11 protein-coding genes and 1 tRNA gene are annotated in these 20,510 nt (G+C 62.5%); 1 reads left to right on the top strand and 11 read right to left on the bottom strand.

Translation table 11 applies throughout. From position 1 onward, the window contains the following. Positions 1 to 312 precede the first annotated feature (312 nt). From HWW87_RS02860 to HWW87_RS02830, 7 genes are all read right to left on the bottom strand, one after another. A complete protein-coding gene (locus HWW87_RS02860; protein WP_175819154.1) occupies positions 313 to 6,915 on the bottom strand; it encodes a DUF3320 domain-containing protein in 6,603 nt (2,200 codons plus the stop codon). A gap of 1,116 nt (positions 6,916 to 8,031) precedes the next feature. Beyond that, positions 8,032 to 8,110: transfer RNA gene (locus tag HWW87_RS02855), tRNA-Ile, on the bottom strand. 138 nt (positions 8,111 to 8,248) lie between these two features. Continuing rightward, on the bottom strand, positions 8,249 to 10,666 hold the full coding sequence (gene rpoD / locus HWW87_RS02850) for an RNA polymerase sigma factor RpoD (protein WP_175819153.1): 2,418 nt from the start codon (positions 10,664 to 10,666) through the stop codon (positions 8,249 to 8,251). A gap of 88 nt (positions 10,667 to 10,754) precedes the next feature. Continuing rightward, positions 10,755 to 12,632, bottom strand: a complete 1,878-nt coding sequence (gene dnaG, locus HWW87_RS02845; RefSeq protein ID WP_175819152.1) for a DNA primase — start codon at positions 12,630 to 12,632, stop codon at positions 10,755 to 10,757. A gap of 71 nt (positions 12,633 to 12,703) precedes the next feature. Then, positions 12,704 to 13,150 (bottom strand): GatB/YqeY domain-containing protein, encoded by a 447-nt coding sequence (locus HWW87_RS02840; protein ID WP_050011331.1) that lies wholly within the window; start codon positions 13,148 to 13,150, stop codon positions 12,704 to 12,706. 194 nt (positions 13,151 to 13,344) lie between these two features. Then, the gene (gene rpsU, locus HWW87_RS02835) at positions 13,345 to 13,557 is read right to left on the bottom strand and encodes a 30S ribosomal protein S21 (RefSeq protein WP_006479415.1); all 213 of its coding nucleotides are present in this window, start codon (positions 13,555 to 13,557) and stop codon (positions 13,345 to 13,347) included. A 105-nt stretch (positions 13,558 to 13,662) separates the two neighbouring features. Further along, entirely contained in the window at positions 13,663 to 14,892 is a 1,230-nt protein-coding gene (locus tag HWW87_RS02830; protein ID WP_279608013.1) for an NAD(P)/FAD-dependent oxidoreductase, read from the bottom strand. Between the two features lie 121 nt (positions 14,893 to 15,013). Between HWW87_RS02830 and tsaD the strand changes: the two genes are divergently transcribed. Continuing rightward, positions 15,014 to 16,054 (top strand): tRNA (adenosine(37)-N6)-threonylcarbamoyltransferase complex transferase subunit TsaD, encoded by a 1,041-nt coding sequence (tsaD, locus tag HWW87_RS02825; RefSeq protein WP_039358123.1) that lies wholly within the window; start codon positions 15,014 to 15,016, stop codon positions 16,052 to 16,054. 91 nt (positions 16,055 to 16,145) lie between these two features. Here the strand turns inward: tsaD and folE2 are convergent, their stop codons facing one another. The 4 genes from folE2 to HWW87_RS02805 form a co-directional block, all read right to left on the bottom strand. After that, positions 16,146 to 16,955 (bottom strand): GTP cyclohydrolase FolE2, encoded by an 810-nt coding sequence (gene folE2 / locus HWW87_RS02820; RefSeq protein ID WP_174388724.1) that lies wholly within the window; start codon positions 16,953 to 16,955, stop codon positions 16,146 to 16,148. A gap of 155 nt (positions 16,956 to 17,110) precedes the next feature. Next, positions 17,111 to 19,015: a 1-deoxy-D-xylulose-5-phosphate synthase gene (gene dxs, locus HWW87_RS02815; RefSeq protein WP_174431963.1), complete on the bottom strand. Its 1,905-nt coding sequence runs from the start codon at positions 19,013 to 19,015 to the stop codon at positions 17,111 to 17,113. 81 nt (positions 19,016 to 19,096) lie between these two features. After that, entirely contained in the window at positions 19,097 to 19,981 is an 885-nt protein-coding gene (locus HWW87_RS02810; RefSeq protein ID WP_006479426.1) for a polyprenyl synthetase family protein, read from the bottom strand. Further along, positions 19,978 to 20,271, bottom strand: a complete 294-nt coding sequence (locus HWW87_RS02805; protein WP_175819150.1) for an exodeoxyribonuclease VII small subunit — start codon at positions 20,269 to 20,271, stop codon at positions 19,978 to 19,980. Before HWW87_RS02805 ends, HWW87_RS02810 begins: the two co-directional genes overlap by 4 nt. Positions 20,272 to 20,510: the final 239 nt, after the last annotated feature.

Raw genomic sequence — 20,510 nt, 5'->3', positions numbered from 1 at the left:
GATCCGCGTCGTCTGATCCGTCCCGCTTGCCACAAAAGTACCGCGCGCCCCTCGGCCCAACGACTGCCCAACTCCCAGACTGTGACCCAGATGCAAAGATGCGTGAGCGACCTTGACCTGCGTGTCTAGCCCGGGACCTTCATTACAATCCGCGCCCATTGCAGTGTTCCATGCCTTTTCCTCGAATCCCAATCTCGCCACTTGATCGCTAAGGCGAATATCGCTGGCACGTGGCAACCATCCGACTGATTGTCAGGGGGCGAAACTTTCGGGAATGGCCAATTCTTCTCGGACAAGGTATGCCTCCATCTTCTATGCGTCGCGCCATGCCAACTCAAGGCGGCCTCTGCTCGTTGCGCGCAGTCGAAGGAGGCCCAACTCTCGACTCATGGCGTTGAGCCCTGACTCCTCGTCATGCCCCTCGGCTTGCAGTTTCGTCGCAAGCGTTCTCAGCTCTGCGATTGAAACCTCATCTACCGGCCGTGTAGCTCCGGGCAGCGGACTTCTGAACGCCAAAGATGCCTTATCACCGACGGTCTTAGGCCAGATAAACAAGCCAACATCTTCTGTCTCCGCATCGAAATGCTTCGACGCGAGGTCGACCACGCGATTCAGAATGCGAGAGCCGGTTCGGGACCATCCATGCGCGCGAGCAATACGTCTTGCCAGAACCTCATCGCGCACGGGTCCCTCGATGTTGACGACTGCTGTAATCATCGCGAGGAGACGCTCGTCGTATGAGTGAGCGAAGAACAGCTCCGGGTCACGCTCGTGGTCGGAAATCGTCAAGTCAACTTCAACGAATATCGTCTCCTCGCGCTCAATGGATATCGGCGTCGACGCGGCACGCGCGTACATGACCGGTGCTGCTTCATCTTCGGAGACTGCAGCCTTCGATACCACCTTCGGCGCAACATCTTCCACTACATTTGCGTTGCTGAATCCGCTGCCTGAAACCGATTTTGCGGCGGCGAGGACCTCGGCCGCGATTGCTGCAGCGCTCTGCATCTCCGCTGCCTCTGCTTCTCGTCTGACGGCAAGCAAAGCTCGCAGTTGACTATCCACCTTCTCGAGGGTGCCCGGCATGTCAACCCACCAGTCTGTCGACCAGATTCGGACGATTTCCCAACCAAGTCCTCTCAGAACCTGCTCGCGCAGCTTATCGCGGTCACGAGCCGTCGCTGAGCGATGGTAGGTCGCTCCATCACATTCAACGCCTGCCAGATAGCGGCCAGGAGCATCGGGATCCACGACGCCAAGGTCGATACGGAACGCCGATACGCCCACCTGAGGATGAACCGTCCAGCCCCTCTCCGCCAGTGCCACACACACTGCCTTCTCAAACAGGCTATCGAAGTCGCCAATGCTACCGGCAACGGCTTCACCCAAAGCGCGAGCTCCTCGCTCGGCAAACTCGAGGAAGTGCTTCAAGTCTCGAACACCCAGCGCCTGCGTTCGGGACAGGTCCATCTTCTCCGGCTTGAAGCTGCCAAACACACGCAGTTCCTGGCGGGCACGCGTGATAGCAACATTGAGGCGCCGCTCCCCACCCTGCTGGTTCATCGGACCGAAGTTCATTGGCATCGTGCCATCAATGCCAGGGCCGTAGGTAATCGAGAAGTACATAATGTCCCGCTCGTCACCTTGAACGCTTTCCAAATTCTTGACGAACACTGGCTCAAGCGCTGACTCGGCAAAGTGCGGCTCTATTGATGGGTCCCTGCGACGCTCCTCGTCAAGGAGGTCTTCAATCAGGCGTTGCTGCTCGGTGTTGAACGTGACGACACCGACCGTCATCCGACTGTCGATGAATCCCGGGGATTTCAGTCTGCCGACCAAGTCGGCCACAAGCGCCTTCGCCTCTGGTTTGTTGGTACGGGCTCCACCGCGCTCGTACTGACCGTCGGTCACGAGATTGAAACTGACAGCCCTGTCGTTGGTGACAGGACTCGGGAATGTAACCAGGTCGCCGCTGTAGTACCGGTAGTTCGAGAAGGCAATAAGGCTCTCGTGCCGGCTGCGGTAGTGCCACGACAGCTTCATCGTCGGCAGGTTCGCTCCGATACATTCTTCCAGAATGCTCTCGAGTTCCGCCTCGACATCCGTATCGTCGACGTCGGATTCGGCACGGTCGAAGAAGCTGGTCGGCGGGAGCTGCTTTGGGTCACCGACCATGATGACTTGCCGCGCCCGCGCCATCGCACCAATCGCATCCCAGACCGGAATCTGAGAAGCTTCGTCGAAGACCACGACATCAAAGTCAGAGGTCTCAGCCGGTAGATACTGGGCAATCGACAGCGGGCTCATGAGCAGACAAGGAGTCAACCGGAGAATTGCACCAGAAGCCTTCGACATAAGTTCGCGCAACGGAAGGTGTCGCGTCTTCTTCTGCATCTCATAACGCAGAAGCCCCCACTCGGAGCCCAGTGCGACCCTCGCCGGCGACGGAAGACCGGATGAAAGTTGCGCTCTGACCCAGGCCCGAGTCAGAGCGACGAACTGCTCATCAAGCTCGCGGAAATCCTGGATGCGTTTTTCGTGCTCGGCGGACACAAAGTTACGCAGAACCTCGTCGCCATCCACGACAGCATTCAACCACCAGCGGCAGTAGTTGGTCTCAAAGACCGCCTTCACCTGCCCACGCTGAATATTGCCGTCTTCGATACCTGAAACCAATGGGGCCAATCCCAGCGAAAGCGCATGCTGACGGACTTTCCGCCAGGCACACCAGAGTTTCAGCCGGTTAGCATTCTGCACCACCTGCCTAGCGCGTTCCGCTACTTGCCCGGGGGGAAGCGAATGAAGAGTCGCGTGTTCCGAAGATGCCAGCCCGCTGGCAGTGGCAAATTGAGCGACAACTTCATTAAACGACTGCAGCGCTTCGGCATAGGTGCACCTCGTGCGAGCAACAATGCCTGACGGCTCAAGCAGAATATTGCTGTCGCCAAGCAGAAGGGCGACCGGGGTTTTGACCGCTGCAAGCAGTTCAGGTGTATTCGCGAGGTTAGCCAGTGCAGCCGAGAGAGACTCGAAAAATTTGAGGGCCGGCTCAATGCCATCAATCTTGGTTTGCAGACCGCTCCACAGACCGGACGTCTTGCCTGACAGGTCTGCGAACTCCTGAATTCGGGCATGCAACGAAACCAACTCGCGCATGTTTCGTATGTCGGTAGCCGCGGTTGGGCCAGCGCGTCCAGACTCGATTACCGTATAGCCGTCATCCACCCAGTGGGTTTCTGTTCGTGCAGCAGAGAGCGCTCCCTGAAAAAGCACATATGCCTTCGCGACTACAACATCAGTTTTGTAACCGGCCCAGACATTGCCCGTCTCGATTTCCAGATGAGCGAGATTCGCAATAACCTGCTCGATTTTCCGCAGCTCACGCATCCGCTGCAGGTCATCTCGAGCAGCATCGCCGCATTGCCCTCGGCTGACTGGGTCAAGGCCCACGTCATCCCAGTTCGAGCGTGCACGAGCACGCTCGAGGGCCGTCTCGAATGACAGGAGTGCACAAACTACATCAAGGTCGGTTTTGAGCCCCGTCCATACGCTCGAAGTGAGCGAGAACAGGTCACCGTATTCCTTGATTTCGTTATTGAGGGCATCGATTCGCGCAAGACACTCGATATCACCGTCGATGTTCGGTTCGCCACCGTTTCCGCCTGCAAGCTCCCTGAGCTTCTTCGTCAAGGACCGTTTGCGCATCATGCTCATCGGCCAGCCCGAGTCCTTGAGCTCACGCAGGTCAGACTGCAACTCGGCAATTGTCCTTGTCTGGATGCCCTCCTTGTATGGAATCGAAAGCTGGCCGAGAACGTCAAGTCGGGTGCGCAGCAGTTCGATACCTTTGGCGAGGCGAGCGCGCAGTGTTTCGCTCCAGGGCACGGAAAGAGCTGCATGCAATTCCGAATCGCGTTGCAAATGGCTAATGCCTACTCGCAGGTCCTCGAGTGTCTGATTCGAGCAAGGCGTCGACAGCGTGCCAAGCAATTCCTGGTACCGCTGCAACATTGGTGTTGCCTGGCGCAATCCATCCGCAATAGCCTTTGCATCCGGACGTAGCGCGAAACGCCAGTCGTAACCAGACGCGGACGGCAGGACCGCGGCGAGCATCCGCATACCATCGCGTACTCGGGGGTCCAACGGCAGGTCCGGCAACCCTATAGCCTGACGCAAGTCAGCCGCTGCTTTCTCGAAGCGCCCCGCAACGTCTGGTACCGCGCGGGCAGCGTCGTCCAGTGCGGCCGCCCAGAGAGGCGACCACTCGGTCTGAGCCACATGTGCCAGCGGGGTTGACGTCAACTTCTCTTCACCGAATGCCTTGGCATTGACATCGAGCAGTTCGGCGGTTTCGCGAAGGCCCCGCATCGCTTCCATGTCATGCGCCTGGGTAGACGACCACGTCAGCCGGAACGCTGGCAGGTCATGACCGCCGACGACTCGACCGATTGCCTCATAGACGCTCAGGCCATTCGAGTGCCGAAGATGGAGTCGTTCAACATATCCATTCAGCTGGGACCTCAGTCCTTCAAGTCGGACCGCTTCTGCGTGCCATTGCTCAGGCGCGAGGACGGCGGAGGAATCCCATGACGTTTTCAACTGTTCAAGAACGTCAGTCTTTCGCGCCTTGCTGGAGTGAAGCTCGAGACAGAAATTTCCAAGGCCGACGTCCGCGAGGCGCCGGTAGACGACATCCAGCGCGGCCATCTTCTCGGAAACGAACAGAACGCGCTTGCGCTCGGCGAGGCACTGCGCAATGAGATTTGCAATCGTCTGGCTCTTTCCGGTGCCCGGTGGTCCAATCAGAACAAAATCCTTGCCCTTGCTGCCTGCGACCACGGCGGAAAGCTGCGACGAGTCTGCTGGTAGAGGGCAGAACGTCTCCTTCACAGGCAGTTCGACGTCCAGCCGCCTGACATCAGGGAACTCCACCGTACTTTGATACGAATCGCGCGGAGTATCGATGAGGTGACGAACTACCGCGTTCTGTTTGAGTTGCTCGGTACGTTCGGTGAGGTCCCGCCACATCAAGTATTTGGCAAACGAGAAAGAGGCCAGAACGACTTCTTCCACGACCTCCCAGCCCTTGATATCCTTGATGGCATGGGACACCGTTTTCCAGATTCCGGCAACATCGAGGCCTGAATCATCCTTGGGCAGCTCGACGTCGTTCACACCGAGTTCGAGCTCGAAATCCTGACGCAGCATTTCAATAAGCGTCGGATTGAATCGGGCCTCCTCGTCGTAAAGCTTCAGACTGAAGCCAGAGCGCGCACTGCGACGCTCGAGAGTGACAGGTACGAGGATGAGAGGTGCACGATATTTCTTGTCTTCTTTGTCGTCGCGTGTCCACGACAGGAAGCCGAGTGCGAGGTACAGTGTATTCGAACCGCCCTCCTGCAAGGTGGTCCGGGAATTCCGGAACAGTTCAGTCAGGCGCGAATCCATCTCGTCCTGCGGCAACCCGATAAACACTTCCTTGCGCGTCAACGCGTCGAGAGCGTGCTGGCGGCGAATGTGTTCGCGCTCGCGCGCCTCATGGATAGCCTGACTGCGTGGGTCCGAACCGTCCATGAGGTCCGGACGGGTCAACAGCTTTAGCGCATGTCCCTCCGCCAGAACATCCTCAAGCAGTCCTGGTTCAGGCGCGTCGAGCTTCAGGGACTTCTTTCCCGACTTGAGACTCAGCAGATTGTTTCTGAGTGACAAGTCCAGGAGCCTTCGCTGCCAGCGGGTAAGACGGTCCTCCGGCCGCTCCCGCCCGTCGTCTGAATGCGCGTCTTCGAGCTCCTCCAAAAACTCAGGGGCATCCTCCCACCGCTGAGTCAGGTCCTCGGTCATCTCGGTGTCAGCTGTGCCACGAACTACAGCGTGTTCGCTAGCAAGCGGTTTGATGCGCTGCATCCGTGCGCGTCGAATATCAATTGCCAGCTCGAACTTCGGCTCTTCGTCTTCGGAGATGTGTTCCTCACCTTTGGCCGTAGTGAAACTGAAAGTCGGCAGAGGCCTCTGTGCAAGGAGGGTCGACTCGAACAGGACCATCTCTTTGAGCTTCACCCGCTTCCGCAGAGCGGTGATGTCGTCGATGACAGTGGTCGAAAACTCTTCGGGCTTCAGCCAGACGCCGGGAAAAGCGTGCCCCTGCTGGAAGACGAGAACTGGATTCAGGCCCGCCTGCTCCAGTGCCGCGCAGACGAATAAAGCCAGGTCAAGACAGGTAGCTAGCCCAGATTCCGCAATCTGGCTGGGCCCGCGCACTTTCTGCCCTTCCCGCTCGAAGCTCGCGGGAGGTACGGCGTAGTCGAGTCCCATCGCTCCAATCGCATTCCAGATAGCAGAAGCGAGTTCCCATGCGCGCTTCGCACCTTCCTGGTAGCCATTGATGCCGCCGGGCTTCCCCGCTTTGCGTAGCACCTCCGCAGCCTGCTTGAGCACACGTTCGACTGCCTGCTCGTTCGGCTGAACGAAGGCCGCAATCATGTCCGGCAACGACGACAGCCCGCCCCACTGATTCCTTGGAAGAAGCTCGACTGTCTGCTCGGAAACTGCAATCTCGGCTGACTCTCGGTTTGGCGCAGTGAGTGTGAGCGTGACCACGGACTTTTCCGACTCAGTCAGGCGGCCGAGCAGCGGACCGTCGAGAGACAAATCAAGGTCCGTGATACGCAGGGTCTGCCCCGCCGCCAGATGGTCTAGGTGCCAAGTCTTGGGCTTGAGGAATGGTGGGTCAGAAATCGCAGTGAGCTTTAGGTCCCGGAATGTGTCTTCCGTTTCGTTAACTATAGAAAGCTCCCGAACCACGGGCACCGCGTTCTGGAAGTCCGCCAGATTGACCCGTCCAGCGACGGCCACCTGAATTTGGACGCAATAAGGCTTTGCCGATTCATCCGTCGGCCCGACAACCCCGGTATCCATCAATGGTCTCCAACTACAACTAGCTATTCGTCTAGACGTGTCACCACGAACGCTCGCTTCCTCCGGAAGCATCCGTGCCACCGTACTTTCTAAACCCCGTTCAAGCGGTACAGAAGCTTCCGCTTGGCGAACCCACCAGCGCGTCGAACAACAGTCATACCTCGGATGCGAACGGCAGTGGGGAAATTAGGATACCAGCGGCAAGATGTATTACAAGGACAATAAATGTCACCAGAATGCTGAAATCAATAAAATCGGTCCTGGGTTTATCTGCTGGCTGCGCGGAGCGGTGTGGGTCCAGCCGCCTTATCTTGCTTCATCGCTTACCCGGTCCCCGGTCTTGTCCGTGTTTCTCCGAAGCAGGCAACTATTACTAATGATATTTGGCTATTGACTCATCACAATGTACGGCGGTCGCCAATCTGGTGAGCGGCAATGGAATTCCTCTTCGAGCTTGTAAAACACACCGCCATCTAGGTTACAAAACGTTGCAGCCTCAACTTGAGGTGAGGGCCCTCTTCATTTCATTTTCCACATCTGGACTCCCCCGGTGTGGAACCGCTTCGCCCGCCCGGCCTGTACGCGCCCTCCGGAACGCTAGCTTCACCTCATTGCCGAAGCTGCTCACTTCATTCACCAGACACGTGGTAGTTCCAAACTAGGGATGCAGCTAGATACGCTGAAGTCGTTGGTAAGCCAGTGTGGCCCTCTGATGGTGCTGGTTGGGTCCTACGACCTGTACCCGCTCACGCCTCTTTCTGGCCAGCTTGCGAAGCGCTCGCCGACGGGAAAGCCATCGGATCTGCGAGACCTCACCGCTCGCGTATCCAAGGAAGTTCTGGGGCATCCGCAGCGTCATGGACGTGCGTCAGGAGGTCAAGGAGGCGCTCGGCGTGAACTAGGTGAGGTACGTTTTACCTCAGTAATGAAAAAGCCGACCCTATGGGCCGGCTTTTTCGTCCATGCACGACTCTTCGCCGCAAACAAAATTTTCGACGCTACATCCTATTCCCGACAAAGCAAAATGCGGTCGATCAGGAAATCAAGCACAACGTGTCCAGGCGGACAACTTATGCTTAACGGCGCGGCTTCCCCGGACAACCGTGGAAGCGAATCTGGTGGGCCCCCCGGGAGTCGAACCCGGCACCAACGAATTATGAGTTCGCTGCTCTAACCAAGCATGAGCTAGGGGCCCAGACGAGAAGCAAAGCGTGCTACACGCTGCCCCGGCAACGAGGTCGGGCCGGCATTGTAACAACAAAGACGACCAAGGGAACAAACGCCACCGGCATCATGGGGATACCGGCGGCGTTCGTGGCAGAGACGCTGGAAATCAGTTCCCTTCGAGGAACGACTTCAGCTTGTCGGAACGGCTCGGGTGACGCAGCTTGCGCAGCGCCTTGGCCTCGATCTGACGGATCCGCTCGCGGGTGACGTCGAACTGCTTGCCGACTTCCTCGAGCGTGTGATCGGTGCTCATCTCGATACCGAAACGCATCCGCAACACCTTCGCCTCGCGCGGCGTCAGCGAATCGAGCACGTCCTTCACGACGTCGCGCATGCTGGCATGCAGCGCGGCATCCGCCGGCGCGACCGTGTTGGTGTCCTCGATGAAGTCGCCGAGATGGGAATCGTCGTCGTCACCGATCGGCGTTTCCATCGAGATCGGCTCCTTCGCGATCTTCATGATCTTGCGGATCTTGTCTTCCGGCATCTCCATCTTCTCGGCGAGCGTGGCCGGATCCGGCTCGAGACCGGTTTCCTGCAGGATCTGCCGCGAGATGCGGTTCATCTTGTTGATCGTCTCGATCATGTGAACCGGAATACGGATCGTGCGCGCCTGGTCCGCGATCGAACGCGTGATGGCCTGACGGATCCACCACGTCGCATAGGTCGAGAACTTGTAGCCGCGACGGTATTCGAACTTGTCCACCGCCTTCATCAGGCCGATGTTGCCTTCCTGGATCAGGTCGAGGAACTGCAGGCCGCGGTTCGTGTATTTCTTCGCGATCGAGATCACGAGACGCAGGTTGGCCTCGGTCATTTCGCGCTTCGCCTGACGTGCCTTCAGTTCGCCTGCCGCCATCTGGCGGTTGGTTTCCTTCAGGTCCTTCAGCGGCAGCACGACGCGCGCCTGCAGGTCGAGCAGACGCTGCTGCTGTTCGCGGATCGCCGGGACGTTACGCGACAGCACCGCGCTGTACGAATGGCCTTCCGCGGTGATCTTCTCGGCCCAGTCGAGATCCGTCTCGCTGCCCGGGAAACGCGCGATGAATTCCGAGCGCGGCATGCCGCACTTGTCGACGACGATGTGCAGGATCTGACGCTCGACCTGACGCACTTCGTCCACCTGCGCACGCAGCGTGTCGCACAGGCGTTCGACGGTACGCGCGGTGAAGCGGATCGTCATCAGCTCGGTCTGGATCGTTTCCTGCGCCTTCAGGTAGGCCTTCGACTTGTAGCCTTCCTTCTCGAACGCGCGGCGCATCTTGTCGAACCACTCGCTGATCTGCGAGAACTTCTCGAGCGACGCGCGCTTGAGGGCTTCGAGTTGGGCGGCGTTGGCCGATGCCTGCGCGGCACCGTCATCTTCCTCCTCTTCCTCTTCTTCCTCTTCCTCTTCGGCTTCCTCGTCCTCGTTCTCGATGGCTTCCGCTTCCTTCGCGGAGAAGCCGTCCGTATCGGCGGAGTCCGAAGCATTCGGATCGAGCAGGCCGTCGACGAGCTCGTCGACGCGGATCTCTTCGTTCGCGACGCGTTCGGCCATCGCGAGGATGTCGGCGATCGTCGTCGGGCACGCGGAGATGGCCATCACCATGTGGCGCAGGCCGTCCTCGATCCGCTTCGCGATCTCGATTTCGCCTTCGCGCGTGAGCAGCTCGACGGTGCCCATTTCGCGCATGTACATCCGGACCGGATCGGTCGTACGACCGAATTCCGAATCGACGGTCGACAGCGCGACTTCCGCTTCCTCTTCGACTTCATCGTCCGACGACGCGGCGGGCGCGTTGTCGTTCAGGAGCAGCGTTTCCGCGTCCGGCGCCTGCTCGTAAACCGCCACGCCCATGTCGTTGAACGTGCCGATGATGCCCTCGAGGGCTTCGGTCTCGGTGAAGTTGTCCGGCAGGTGGTCGTTGATTTCGGCGTACGTGAGGAAGCCGCGCTCCTTGCCGAGCTTGATCAGCGCGCGCAGTTTCACGCGGCGCTCTTCGAGCTCCTCGGCCGTGCCCGGCGTGCTCGTCGCGAACGCTTCCTTCAGCAGCGCCTTTTCCTTGGCGCGACGATCGCGCACCTTGGATTTGCCCGGTGCAGCCGCCACTGCGGGCTGCTCGTCGCTCTGATTTGCGTCGTCTTCGACGGTTACTTCGTTCAGCTTTTTGGTCATGGAGTTCGCCGTACCGGCTATATCGACTCGCGGCTGCTGGACGACAGCCGGTTGAACCGTGGGTGCATGAGTAGTACGTACTGCCGTTTCGTCCGCGTCGGCAGTCGTGTCCCTTGCGCTTTTCGCACTTGCCCGCTTCGCCGCCGGCTTGGCCGGCCCGGAGTCGGGTCTGGCGGCAGCCCGTGTTCTGGCTGCCGGTGCCGGCGCAGCCTGAGCAGTGCCGGCCGCGGTTTTCTTTCCCATAGGGGCTGACGTGGCTGAAGACGTTGTCCTGGTGGAAGAAGCAGACTTGGCCGCTGTGACCTTCTTGGTCGGCTCCGTCGAGCCCTTGCCTGTTGCTTTCTTTCCGCCTGTCGTCTTTGCCATCGCGATTCTCGCCTCTGCTTGGAAAACAAACCGCTGGAAACCTTATATTATAGCACGCTGGGGAGCCCTCTCTAAGCGCCCCGGCCGCCTACAGCCCGAGCCGACGCTTCATGTCGGTTCGCTGCTGGTTCAATTCCGTCAATTCAGCCAATTCCTCGGGAGTGAAGGTGGATTGCCGCGCCAGCCTGTCCAGCCGGTCGCAGCAGGCGTCATAGCGCATCTTGAGCACCGCTGCCTGCAGTTCCTCCCCCGCAATTCGCTCCTGCTCACGCTGCCGCTCGGGCACCGTCTCGTCTTCCGGATTCTGTAACAGCAAATCGCGGACGTTTTCATCATAGTCCAGAATTTCGCGGAAGATTTCCTCGTAAGTCGCCCCGTTCGAGGACGTCCTCAGGACATCCGACAGCAGCCGGAATTCCGCGCCGTCGCCCAGCGCACGCGCATGATCGACGACTTCCGTGAACAGCTCGCCGATGCGCGGCAGCGCGCGCAGGGTCGCAATCTGTTCGTCGTCGAGCTGCGATGCGACGCGCGGATGCATCACCAGCGTGCGCAACGCGCGCTTTTCGCTGTCCGTCACGCGGCGCCGCTCGCTGCGCGCGGGCGCCTGGCGCGGCGGCGCCGCGATGCGCGTATCGACGTCCGACAACGCCGCGACCTCTTCGAACGGGATATCGAGGCGGTCGGCAAACATGTGCATGATCTGCGCGCGCAGCGCGTTCGCGGGCAGCGCCTGCAACAGCGGCTTCGCATCGAACAGCGCCTTCGCGCGGCCTTCCGGCTGATCGAGCGCCTTGCCGGCAATCGCTTCGTTCAACAGAAATTGAGACAGCGGCATCGCGCGTTCAACCCGCTCGGAGAACGCATCCGCGCCGAACTCGCGCACGTAGCTGTCCGGATCGTGCTCGGTCGGCAGAAAAAGGAACCGGATCGTACGGTTGTCGCCCGCATGCGGCAGGCACGCCTCGAGCGCGCGCCGGGCCGCGCGCCGCCCGGCCGAATCGCCGTCGAAACTGAAAATGACCGTGTCGGTCTGGCGCAGCAGCTTCTGCACGTGAATCGGCGTGCACGCGGTGCCGAGCGTCGCGACCGCGTTCGGAAAGCCGAGCTGCGCGAGCGCGACGACGTCCATGTAGCCTTCGACGACCAGCACGTACTTGCGCTCGCGAATCGCGAGCCGCGCCTCGAACAGCCCGTACAGCTCGCTGCCCTTGTTGAACAGCGGCGTTTCCGGCGAATTCAGGTACTTCGGTTCGCCGCTGCCGAGCACGCGGCCGCCGAAACCGATCACCTGCCCCTTCACGTTGCGGATCGGGAACATGATCCGCTCGCGGAACCGGTCGTAGCGGCGCGCGACGCCCTGCGCGTCGGTTTTCTCGCTGACGATCACGAGCCCCGACTCGACGAGCGACTCGTCGCGATAGTCGGGGAACGCGGCTTCGAGGTTCTGCCAGCCGTCCGGCGCATAGCCGAGGCCGAAGCGTGCGGCGATCTCGCCGGTCAGGCCCCGGTTCTTCAGGTACTGGATCGCGACGGTCGCGCCGCGCAACTGCTTGCGGTAGTAGTCGCACGCCGCCGTCATCGCGTCGGACAGCGCGGTCGCCACCGATTTCGACACGGGCGCCGGATAGTCGCCGCCACCGCCTCCGCCCCCACCGCCGCCGCGCATCGACGGCTCGTGCGGCACGGTCAGGCCGACGGATTGCGCGAGTTCCTGCACGGCTTCCGGGAACGTGAGCCCCGCGTGTTCCATCAGGAAGCCGATCGCGGTGCCGTGCGCGCCGCAACCGAAGCAGTGATAGAACTGCTTGGTCGGGCTGACGGTAAACGACGGGCTCTTCTCGTTATGGAACGGGCACAGCCCCATGAAATTGGCGCCGCCCTTCTTGAGCTGCACGTACCGGCCCACCACGTCGACGATATCGACGCGGTTCAGCAAATCCTGCAGGAACGAATGCGGAATCACCGTGGGATCGAGCGAAAAAAAGACAATACGACGCCCGGCGCACGCATCGCTGGGCGCGCCGGGAACGGGTTTTACTTCGTGAGCGCGGCCTTGACCTGCGCGGAAACGGCCGTCATGTCGGCGCGGCCGGCGAGCTTGCCCTTCAGCACGCCCATCACCTTACCCATGTCCTGCGGGCCGGCTGCGCCGGTTTGCGCGACCGCCGCCTGGACTTCGGCCGCCACTTCGGCGTCCGACAGTTGCGCAGGCATGTAGCCGCCCAGCACGGCCAGCTCGGCTTGCTCCTTCGCGACGAGATCGTCGCGGCCGGCCGCCTGGAACTGGCTGATCGAATCCTTGCGCTGCTTGATCATCTTGTCGATCACGGCCGTGATGCCCGCGTCGTCGAGCGTGACCCGATCATCGACTTCGCGCTGCTTGATCGCGGCCATCAGCAGGCGAATCGTTGCCAGGCGCTCGCTTTCCTTCGCACGCATCGCGGCCTTCATGTCTTCGCTGATCTGCTCTTTCAAACTCATCTTTCACCCGGGATGGAAACGTGAATCCGACGCCCGCGAACGGGCGTCAACACAAAAACCCGCTTGGGACAGTGTCTCAAGCGGGTTGCTCGAATCCGGCATCGGCCACTCGCCGCCTGATCGGCTGCACGATCGCCCCCGATCGCACGGAGTCGCCGGTGCGCCGCTCAGCGAACCGCGCGGCGCCCAATCGTTCAGTACAGCTTCTTCGGCAGCGTCTGGCTGCGAATACGCTTGTAATGACGCTTCACCGCAGCGGCCTTCTTGCGTTTGCGTTCTGCGGTCGGCTTCTCGTAAAACTCGCGCGCACGAAGCTCGGTCAGCAGACCGTTCTTCTCGATCGTGCGCTTGAAGCGACGCATTGCAACTTCGAACGGCTCGTTCTCTTTAACGCGAATGATCGTCATGATCCGACACGAATAAAGGTTTGCAAGGAAAGACTACCGAGTATAGCAGAGCGACTGTCCAAAGGCACGGGGCCGGGCCCCGCCAGAACGGCGCAGGCTGGCGCGTCAGGCACCGCGCGCATACTCGGCCGCGGCCTGCCCGGCCGCCGTGCCGGACGCCCACGCCCACTGGAAGTTGTAGCCGCCGAGCCAGCCCGTCACGTCCACCGCCTCGCCGATGAAGAACAGCCCCGGCACGCGCGCGCTCATCATCGTCGCCGACGACAGCTCCCGCGTATCGACCCCGCCCTTCGTCACTTCGGCCTTCTTGTAGCCTTCGGTGCCGTTCGGCGTCAGCGTCCAGCCGGACAGCGCGTCGCCGATCTGGCGCAGCGTCTTGTCGGGGAGGTCCGCGAGCCGCGCGTCGGCCGTGACACGATGCGTGTCGAGCCACGCATGCGCGAGGCGCGACGGCACCCAGTCGGCGAGCAGCGAACCGATCTGGCGCTTCGACGTGCGTTTCGCGTCGAGCAGGTCGGCCACCGTGTCGCGCTGCGGCAGCAGGTCGACGCGGATCGGGTCGCCGGGCTGCCAGTAACTCGAGATCTGCAGGATGCCCGGCCCGGACAGCCCGCGATGGGTCAGCAGCAGATCCTCGACGAATTCGCCGCCGCGTTTCTTGTCGCCGGTCGATACGCGCACTTCGAGCGATACGCCGGACAGCGGCGCGAACGGCGCCCAGTCCTGCGGCGCGAACGTCAGCGGCACGAGCGCGGGCCGCGTATCGACGAGCTTGTGGCCGAACTGCTTCGCGAGCCGGTAGCCGAAGTCGGTCGCGCCGATCTTCGGGATCGACAGGCCGCCGGTCGCGACGATCAGTGCGCGCGCACCGATCGGACCGGCCTGCTGCGTGTCGAGCGTGAAGCCGTCGGACGGCGCATGGCGCACCGCGTCGACGACGACGGGCCGGCGCCACGCGATGCCGCCCGCGTCGCATTCGTGCTTCAGCACGTCGATGACCGCGTCGCTGCCGTGGTCGCAAAAGAGCTGGCCCTTGTGCTTTTCGTGCCAGGTCACGTGATGGCGCTTGAGCAGCCCGAGGAAGTCGCGCGGCGTATAGCGCGCCAGCGCCGAGCGGGCGAAATGCGGATTCGACGACAGGTAGTTGTCGGGCCCGGCGTACAGGTTCGTGAAATTGCAGCGGCCGCCGCCCGAGATGCGGATTTTCTCGGCGAGCCGCGGCGCGTGATCGATCAGCACGACGCGGCGGCCGAGTTGCCCGGCGACCGCGGCGCTCATCATCCCGGCGGCGCCCGCGCCGATCACGGCGATGTCATAAGTTTCCATGGCGCGGATTGTACCTGCCCGGCCTCGGGCCCGGGCCGTCGGCGGCGGCGGCCAGCCCCTGCCTGCTATAATTTCAGGTTACGTCGACCTTCCTGCGGCGCGCCCGAAACGGCGCGCCCTGCCCTCACCCATGCTCGTTCTCGGCATCGAAAGCTCCTGCGACGAAACCGGCCTCGCGCTCTACGACACGCAGCGCGGCCTGCTCGCGCACGCGCTCCATTCGCAGATCGCGATGCATCGCGAATACGGCGGCGTCGTGCCCGAGCTCGCGTCGCGCGACCACATCCGCCGCGCGCTGCCGCTGCTCGAGGAAGTGATGGCGCAAAGCGGCACGCGCCGCGACGACATCGACGCGATCGCGTTCACGCAGGGCCCCGGCCTCGCCGGCGCGCTGCTGGTCGGCGCGAGCATCGCGAATGCGCTCGCGCTCGCCTGGAACAAGCCGACCGTCGGCATCCATCACCTCGAAGGCCATCTGCTGTCGCCGTTGCTGGTCGACGAGCCGCCGCCGTTCCCGTTCGTCGCGCTGCTGGTTTCCGGCGGCCACACGCAACTGATGCGCGTGACCGACGTCGGCGTGTACGAGACGCTCGGCGAAACGCTCGACGATGCGGCCGGCGAAGCGTTCGACAAAACGGCGAAACTGATCGGCCTCGGCTACCCGGGCGGCCCCGAAGTATCGAAGCTCGCCGAAACCGGCACGCCGGGCGCGGTCGTGCTGCCGCGCCCGATGCTGCATTCGGGCGATCTCGACTTCAGCTTCAGCGGCCTGAAGACGGCCGTGCTCACGCAGATGAAGAAATTCGAAGCGGCGAAGCTCGAGGGCGAAGCACTCGAACGCGCGAAGGCCGACCTGGCACGCGGCTTCGTCGACGCAGCCGTCGACGTGCTCGTCGCGAAGTCGCTCGCCGCACTGAAGAAGACGAAGCTCAAGCGCCTCGTGGTCGCGGGCGGCGTCGGCGCGAACCGCCAGTTGCGTGCGGCACTGTCGGCGGCCGCGGCCAAGCGCGGCTTCGACGTGCACTACCCCGATCTCGCGCTCTGCACCGACAACGGCGCGATGATCGCACTCGCGGGTGCGCTGCGGCTCGGCCGCTGGCCCGAACAGGCGAATGCCGACTACGCGTTCACGGTGAAGCCGCGCTGGGATCTCGCGTCGCTCGCACGCTGAATCGCGCCACGCGACGCCGCAAGCCGGAAAACAAAAAGGCAGCTCGGTTCCGAGCTGCCTTTCTCATTGGCACGACGAAACGCCGCGGTGTTTATGCAGCGTGCCGCTTGTCGCGCTCGATCAGCGCATACGCGCTGTGATTGTGGATCGACTCGAAGTTCTCGGCTTCGAGCACGTAGGCGACCACCCGCTCGTCCGCATCGAGACGCTGCGCGACATCGCGGACGAGATCCTCGACGAACTTCGGGTTCTCGTAGGCACGCTCGGTGACGAACTTCTCGTCCGGACGCTTCAGCAGGCCCCACAGTTCGCACGACGCTTCTTCTTCCGCGATGCGGATCAGCGCCTCGACCGGCAGATCGGCGGCCAGCTCCGCATCGATCGTCACATGCGAGCGCTGGTTGTGCGCGCCGTACTGCGAGATCTTCTTCGAGCACGGGCACAGGCTCGTTACCGGCACGAGCACCTTCAGGAACAGGCGCGTGTCGCCGTTGCGGCTTTCGCCCGCGAGCGTCACCTCATAGTCGAGCAGGCTCTGCACGCCCGACACCGGCGCCGTCTTGTTCACGAAATACGGGAACGTGACTTCGATGCGGCCGGCCTCGGCTTCGAGCTTCTCGAGCATCGACGCGAGCATCGCGCGGAAGCGCTCGACCGTCAGCGGCGCGCGATTCTCTTCGAGCAGCGCGACGAAGCGCGACATGTGCGTGCCCTTCTGATCGGCCGGCAGGCGCACGTCGAGGTTCCAGACGCCGACGGTCGGCTGCACGTCGCCGCTTTCGGTGCACACCGTCAACGGATGCCGGACCGCCTTCACGCCCACGCGCTGAATCGGGATCTGACGGGTATCCACCGTGCTCTGCACGTCGGGCATCACGAAGGCGGGGTTCATCTGGTTCATCTTTGTTCAATCCTTGTAAGCCGCGCGTCCGACGACGCGCACGCCGCGTCACGCGGCAGCCGGAAAAGCAACATGGGCCCGCAGGCCCATGTTTTCCGCATCAATGAAGACCGGTTGCGCCAGTCGCACCGGCACCGCCCACGGGCGGCGCCAGCTTATGCGACGCGCTTCGCCTGATCGGCGACATCGGCCGCCGGGCTCAGAAAGCGTTCGCGAATCGATTTCGCGATGCCCGCGCCGTCGAGGCCGCATTGCGACAGCAGCTTCGCGGGGTCGCCATGATCGATGAACTGGTCAGGGAGGCCCAATTGTATTACGGGTCGGATAACCCCACTCTCCATCAGGGCTTCGACGCAGGCCGAGCCCGCGCCGCCCATCACGCAGCCTTCCTCGACCGTGACGAGGTAGTCGTGCGTCTCGGCGAGTTCGCGCACGAGCGCCGCATCGACCGGCTTCACGAAGCGCATGTTCGCGACCGTTGCATCGAGCTCCTCGGCAGCGGCGAGCGACGGTGCGACCATCGTGCCGAACGCGAGGATCGCGACGCGCTTGCCTTCCGGCTGCGACGTCCGGCGACGCACTTCGCCCTTGCCGAGCGGGATCTCGGTGAACTCCTTCACCGTCGCGACACCCGTGCCCGCGCCGCGCGGATAGCGCACCGCGGTCGGGTTCGGCTGCTGCAGCGCCGTGTGCAGCATCTGGCGGCATTCGTTCTCGTCGGATGCGGCCATGATCGTCATGTTCGGGATGCAGCGCATGAACGCGAGATCGTACGCGCCCGCATGCGTCGCGCCGTCCGCGCCGACGAGGCCCGCGCGATCGATCGCGAACACGACCGGCAGGTTCTGCAGCGCGACGTCGTGGATCAGCTGATCGTACGCACGTTGCAGGAACGTCGAGTAGATCGCGACGACGGGCTTCAGCCCTTCGGTCGCGAGGCCGCCCGCGAACGTCACCGCGTGCTGCTCGGCGATGCCGACGTCGTAGTAGCGATCCTTGAAGCGCTTCTCGAATTCGACCATGCCCGAGCCTTCGCGCATCGCGGGCGTGATGCCGACCACGCGCGTATCACGCTCGGCTTCGTCGCACAGCCACTCGCCGAACACCTGCGTATACGTCTTCTTCGCGGGCGTCGTCGACGGCTTGATGCCTTCGGCCGGGTTGAACTTGCCGGGGCCGTGATAGAGCACGGGATCCGCTTCGGCGAGCTTGTAGCCCTGGCCTTTCTTCGTCACCACGTGCAGGAACTGCGGGCCGCGCAGTTCGCGGATGTTCTGCAGCGTCGGGATCAGCGAATCGAGATCGTGACCGTCGATCGGGCCGATGTAGTTGAAGCCGAATTCCTCGAACAGCGTGGCCGGCACGACCATGCCCTTCGCGTGCTCCTCGAGCTTGCGCGCGAGTTCGAGCACCGGGGGCGCCACGCTCAGCACGCGCTCGACGCCTGCGCGCGCAGCCGCATAGAAGCGGCCCGACATCAGGCGGGCGAGATGGCGATTCAGCGCGCCGACCGGCGGCGAGATCGACATGTCGTTGTCGTTCAGGATCACGAGCACTTTCGCATCTTCCGACACGCCCGCGTTGTTCATCGCCTCGAACGCCATGCCGGCCGTCATCGCGCCGTCGCCGATCACGGCGATCGAGAAGCGGTCGTCGCCGTTCAGCTGGCTGCCGATCGCCATGCCGAGCGCGGCCGAGATCGACGTGCTCGAGTGCGCGGTGCCGAACGTGTCGTATTCCGACTCCGAACGGCGCGGGAAACCCGAAATGCCGTCCTGCTGACGCAGCGAATGCATCTGGTCGCGGCGGCCCGTCAGGATCTTGTGTGGGTAGGTCTGGTGACCCACGTCCCAGACGATGCGATCGTTCGGCGTGTTGAACACGTAGTGCAACGCGATCGTCAGCTCGACCGTCCCGAGGTTGGACGACAAATGGCCGCCCGTCTTCGATACGCTGTCGAGCACGAACGCGCGCAGTTCATCCGCGAGCGGTTGCAGTTGGCGACGATCGAGGCGGCGCAAATCCGCCGGGTCGTCGATGGTTTTCAGCAAGTCGTACATCGTCGTTCCATTGTAGGAAATCAAACGCGCCCGCATTCTTTTGCGCGCACCGTAGCGGGTGCGCGGCGGCGGGCTTTCGCGTCAGCTGACCCGGTTCACTACCAGGTCGGCAAGTTCGGCGAGACGCTGTGCGCGTGCGCCGAACGGTTTCAGCGCGTCATGCGCTTCGGCGCGCAGCTGCGCTGCCAGCTCGCGCGACGCCTCGAGACCGAGGATCGATACATAGGTCGGCTTGTCGTTCGCCGCGTCCTTGCCGGCCGTCTTGCCGAGCGTCGCCGAATCGGTCGTGACGTCGAGAATGTCGTCGACGACCTGGAAGGCCAGGCCCACGGCCCCCGCGTAGACATCCAGCGCGGCCATCGTTTCCGCCGAAGGCGTCTCGCCGGCCAGCGCACCCATCCGCACGGCCGCGCGCAGCAATGCGCCCGTCTTCATCCGGTGCATCGTCTCGAGCTGTTCGCGCGTCAGCTTCAGGCCGACACTCGCCAGGTCGATCGCCTGCCCGCCGGCCATGCCGATCGAGCCGCTCGCGAGCGCCAGCTCGCGCACGAGCGCCGCCTGCTGCACCGGCGACAGCGCATCGGCGTCGGTCAGCGCCACGAACGCCTGCGACTGCAGCGCGTCGCCGACCAGCAGCGCCGTCGGCTCGTCGTACTGCACGTGCACGGTCGGCTTGCCGCGACGCAGCGCGTCGTCGTCCATGCACGGCATGTCGTCGTGCACGAGCGAGTAGACGTGGATCATCTCCAGCGCCGCCGCCGCGGCGTTGCGTGCCGCCTCCGTCGCACCGGTCAGTTCGCCTGCTGCATGGCACAGCAGCGGGCGAACGCGTTTGCCGCCACCGAGGACCGCGTAGCGCATCGCCTCGTGAAGTTTCGCGGGCATCGCGGTTTCAGCCGGCAGATAGTGGCCGAGTGCGTCCTCGACACGGTCAAGCACGGACCGCATCCATTGTTCGAATGTCATAGATCGTCGTCTTCGCCGTCCGTGGCGGCCGTTCCGGACGAAAGCGGCTTCAGCGTCGCGCCGTCGAGCACGCGAACCTGCTGCTCCACTTTCTCGAGCTGCTGTTGGCAAAACGCAACGAGGGCCGCACCGCGGCGATACGCCGCCAGCGAATCCTCGAGGCTCAACGCGCCGCCTTCCATCCGGGCAACCAGCGTCTCGAGTTCCGCGAGCGCCATCTCGTAATTGTCCGGCAACGGTTCGGTGTCATTGCCGGGCGGCGTGGCGCCTGGGGATGCGGTTTTCGCCATGGACGAGGGTGTCAAATTTCAAAACAAGTCGGACATTCTACGGCAAAAGAGAATTTTCCGACCTGCCGTCGTGGGCGCCCGCGCACAATTCCGGCCCCATCTCCGACGCACAGTGTGCGCCTTTCGACGGTCGCCCGACAAAAAATTGACACAAATCAGGCACTTAATCCTAGCCTTGGGAGGCGAACCGGGTATAATTCCCCGTTTCCCTAAATCGATTTTTCGATGGTTGGGTTGTT

Origin of the sequence: Burkholderia sp. BCC0419 (assembly GCF_902830285.1) — a bacterium.
GTDB lineage: Bacteria > Pseudomonadota > Gammaproteobacteria > Burkholderiales > Burkholderiaceae > Burkholderia.
Note: the sequence above shows the minus strand (reverse complement) of the source record. Positions and strands in the feature narration are given on the sequence as shown.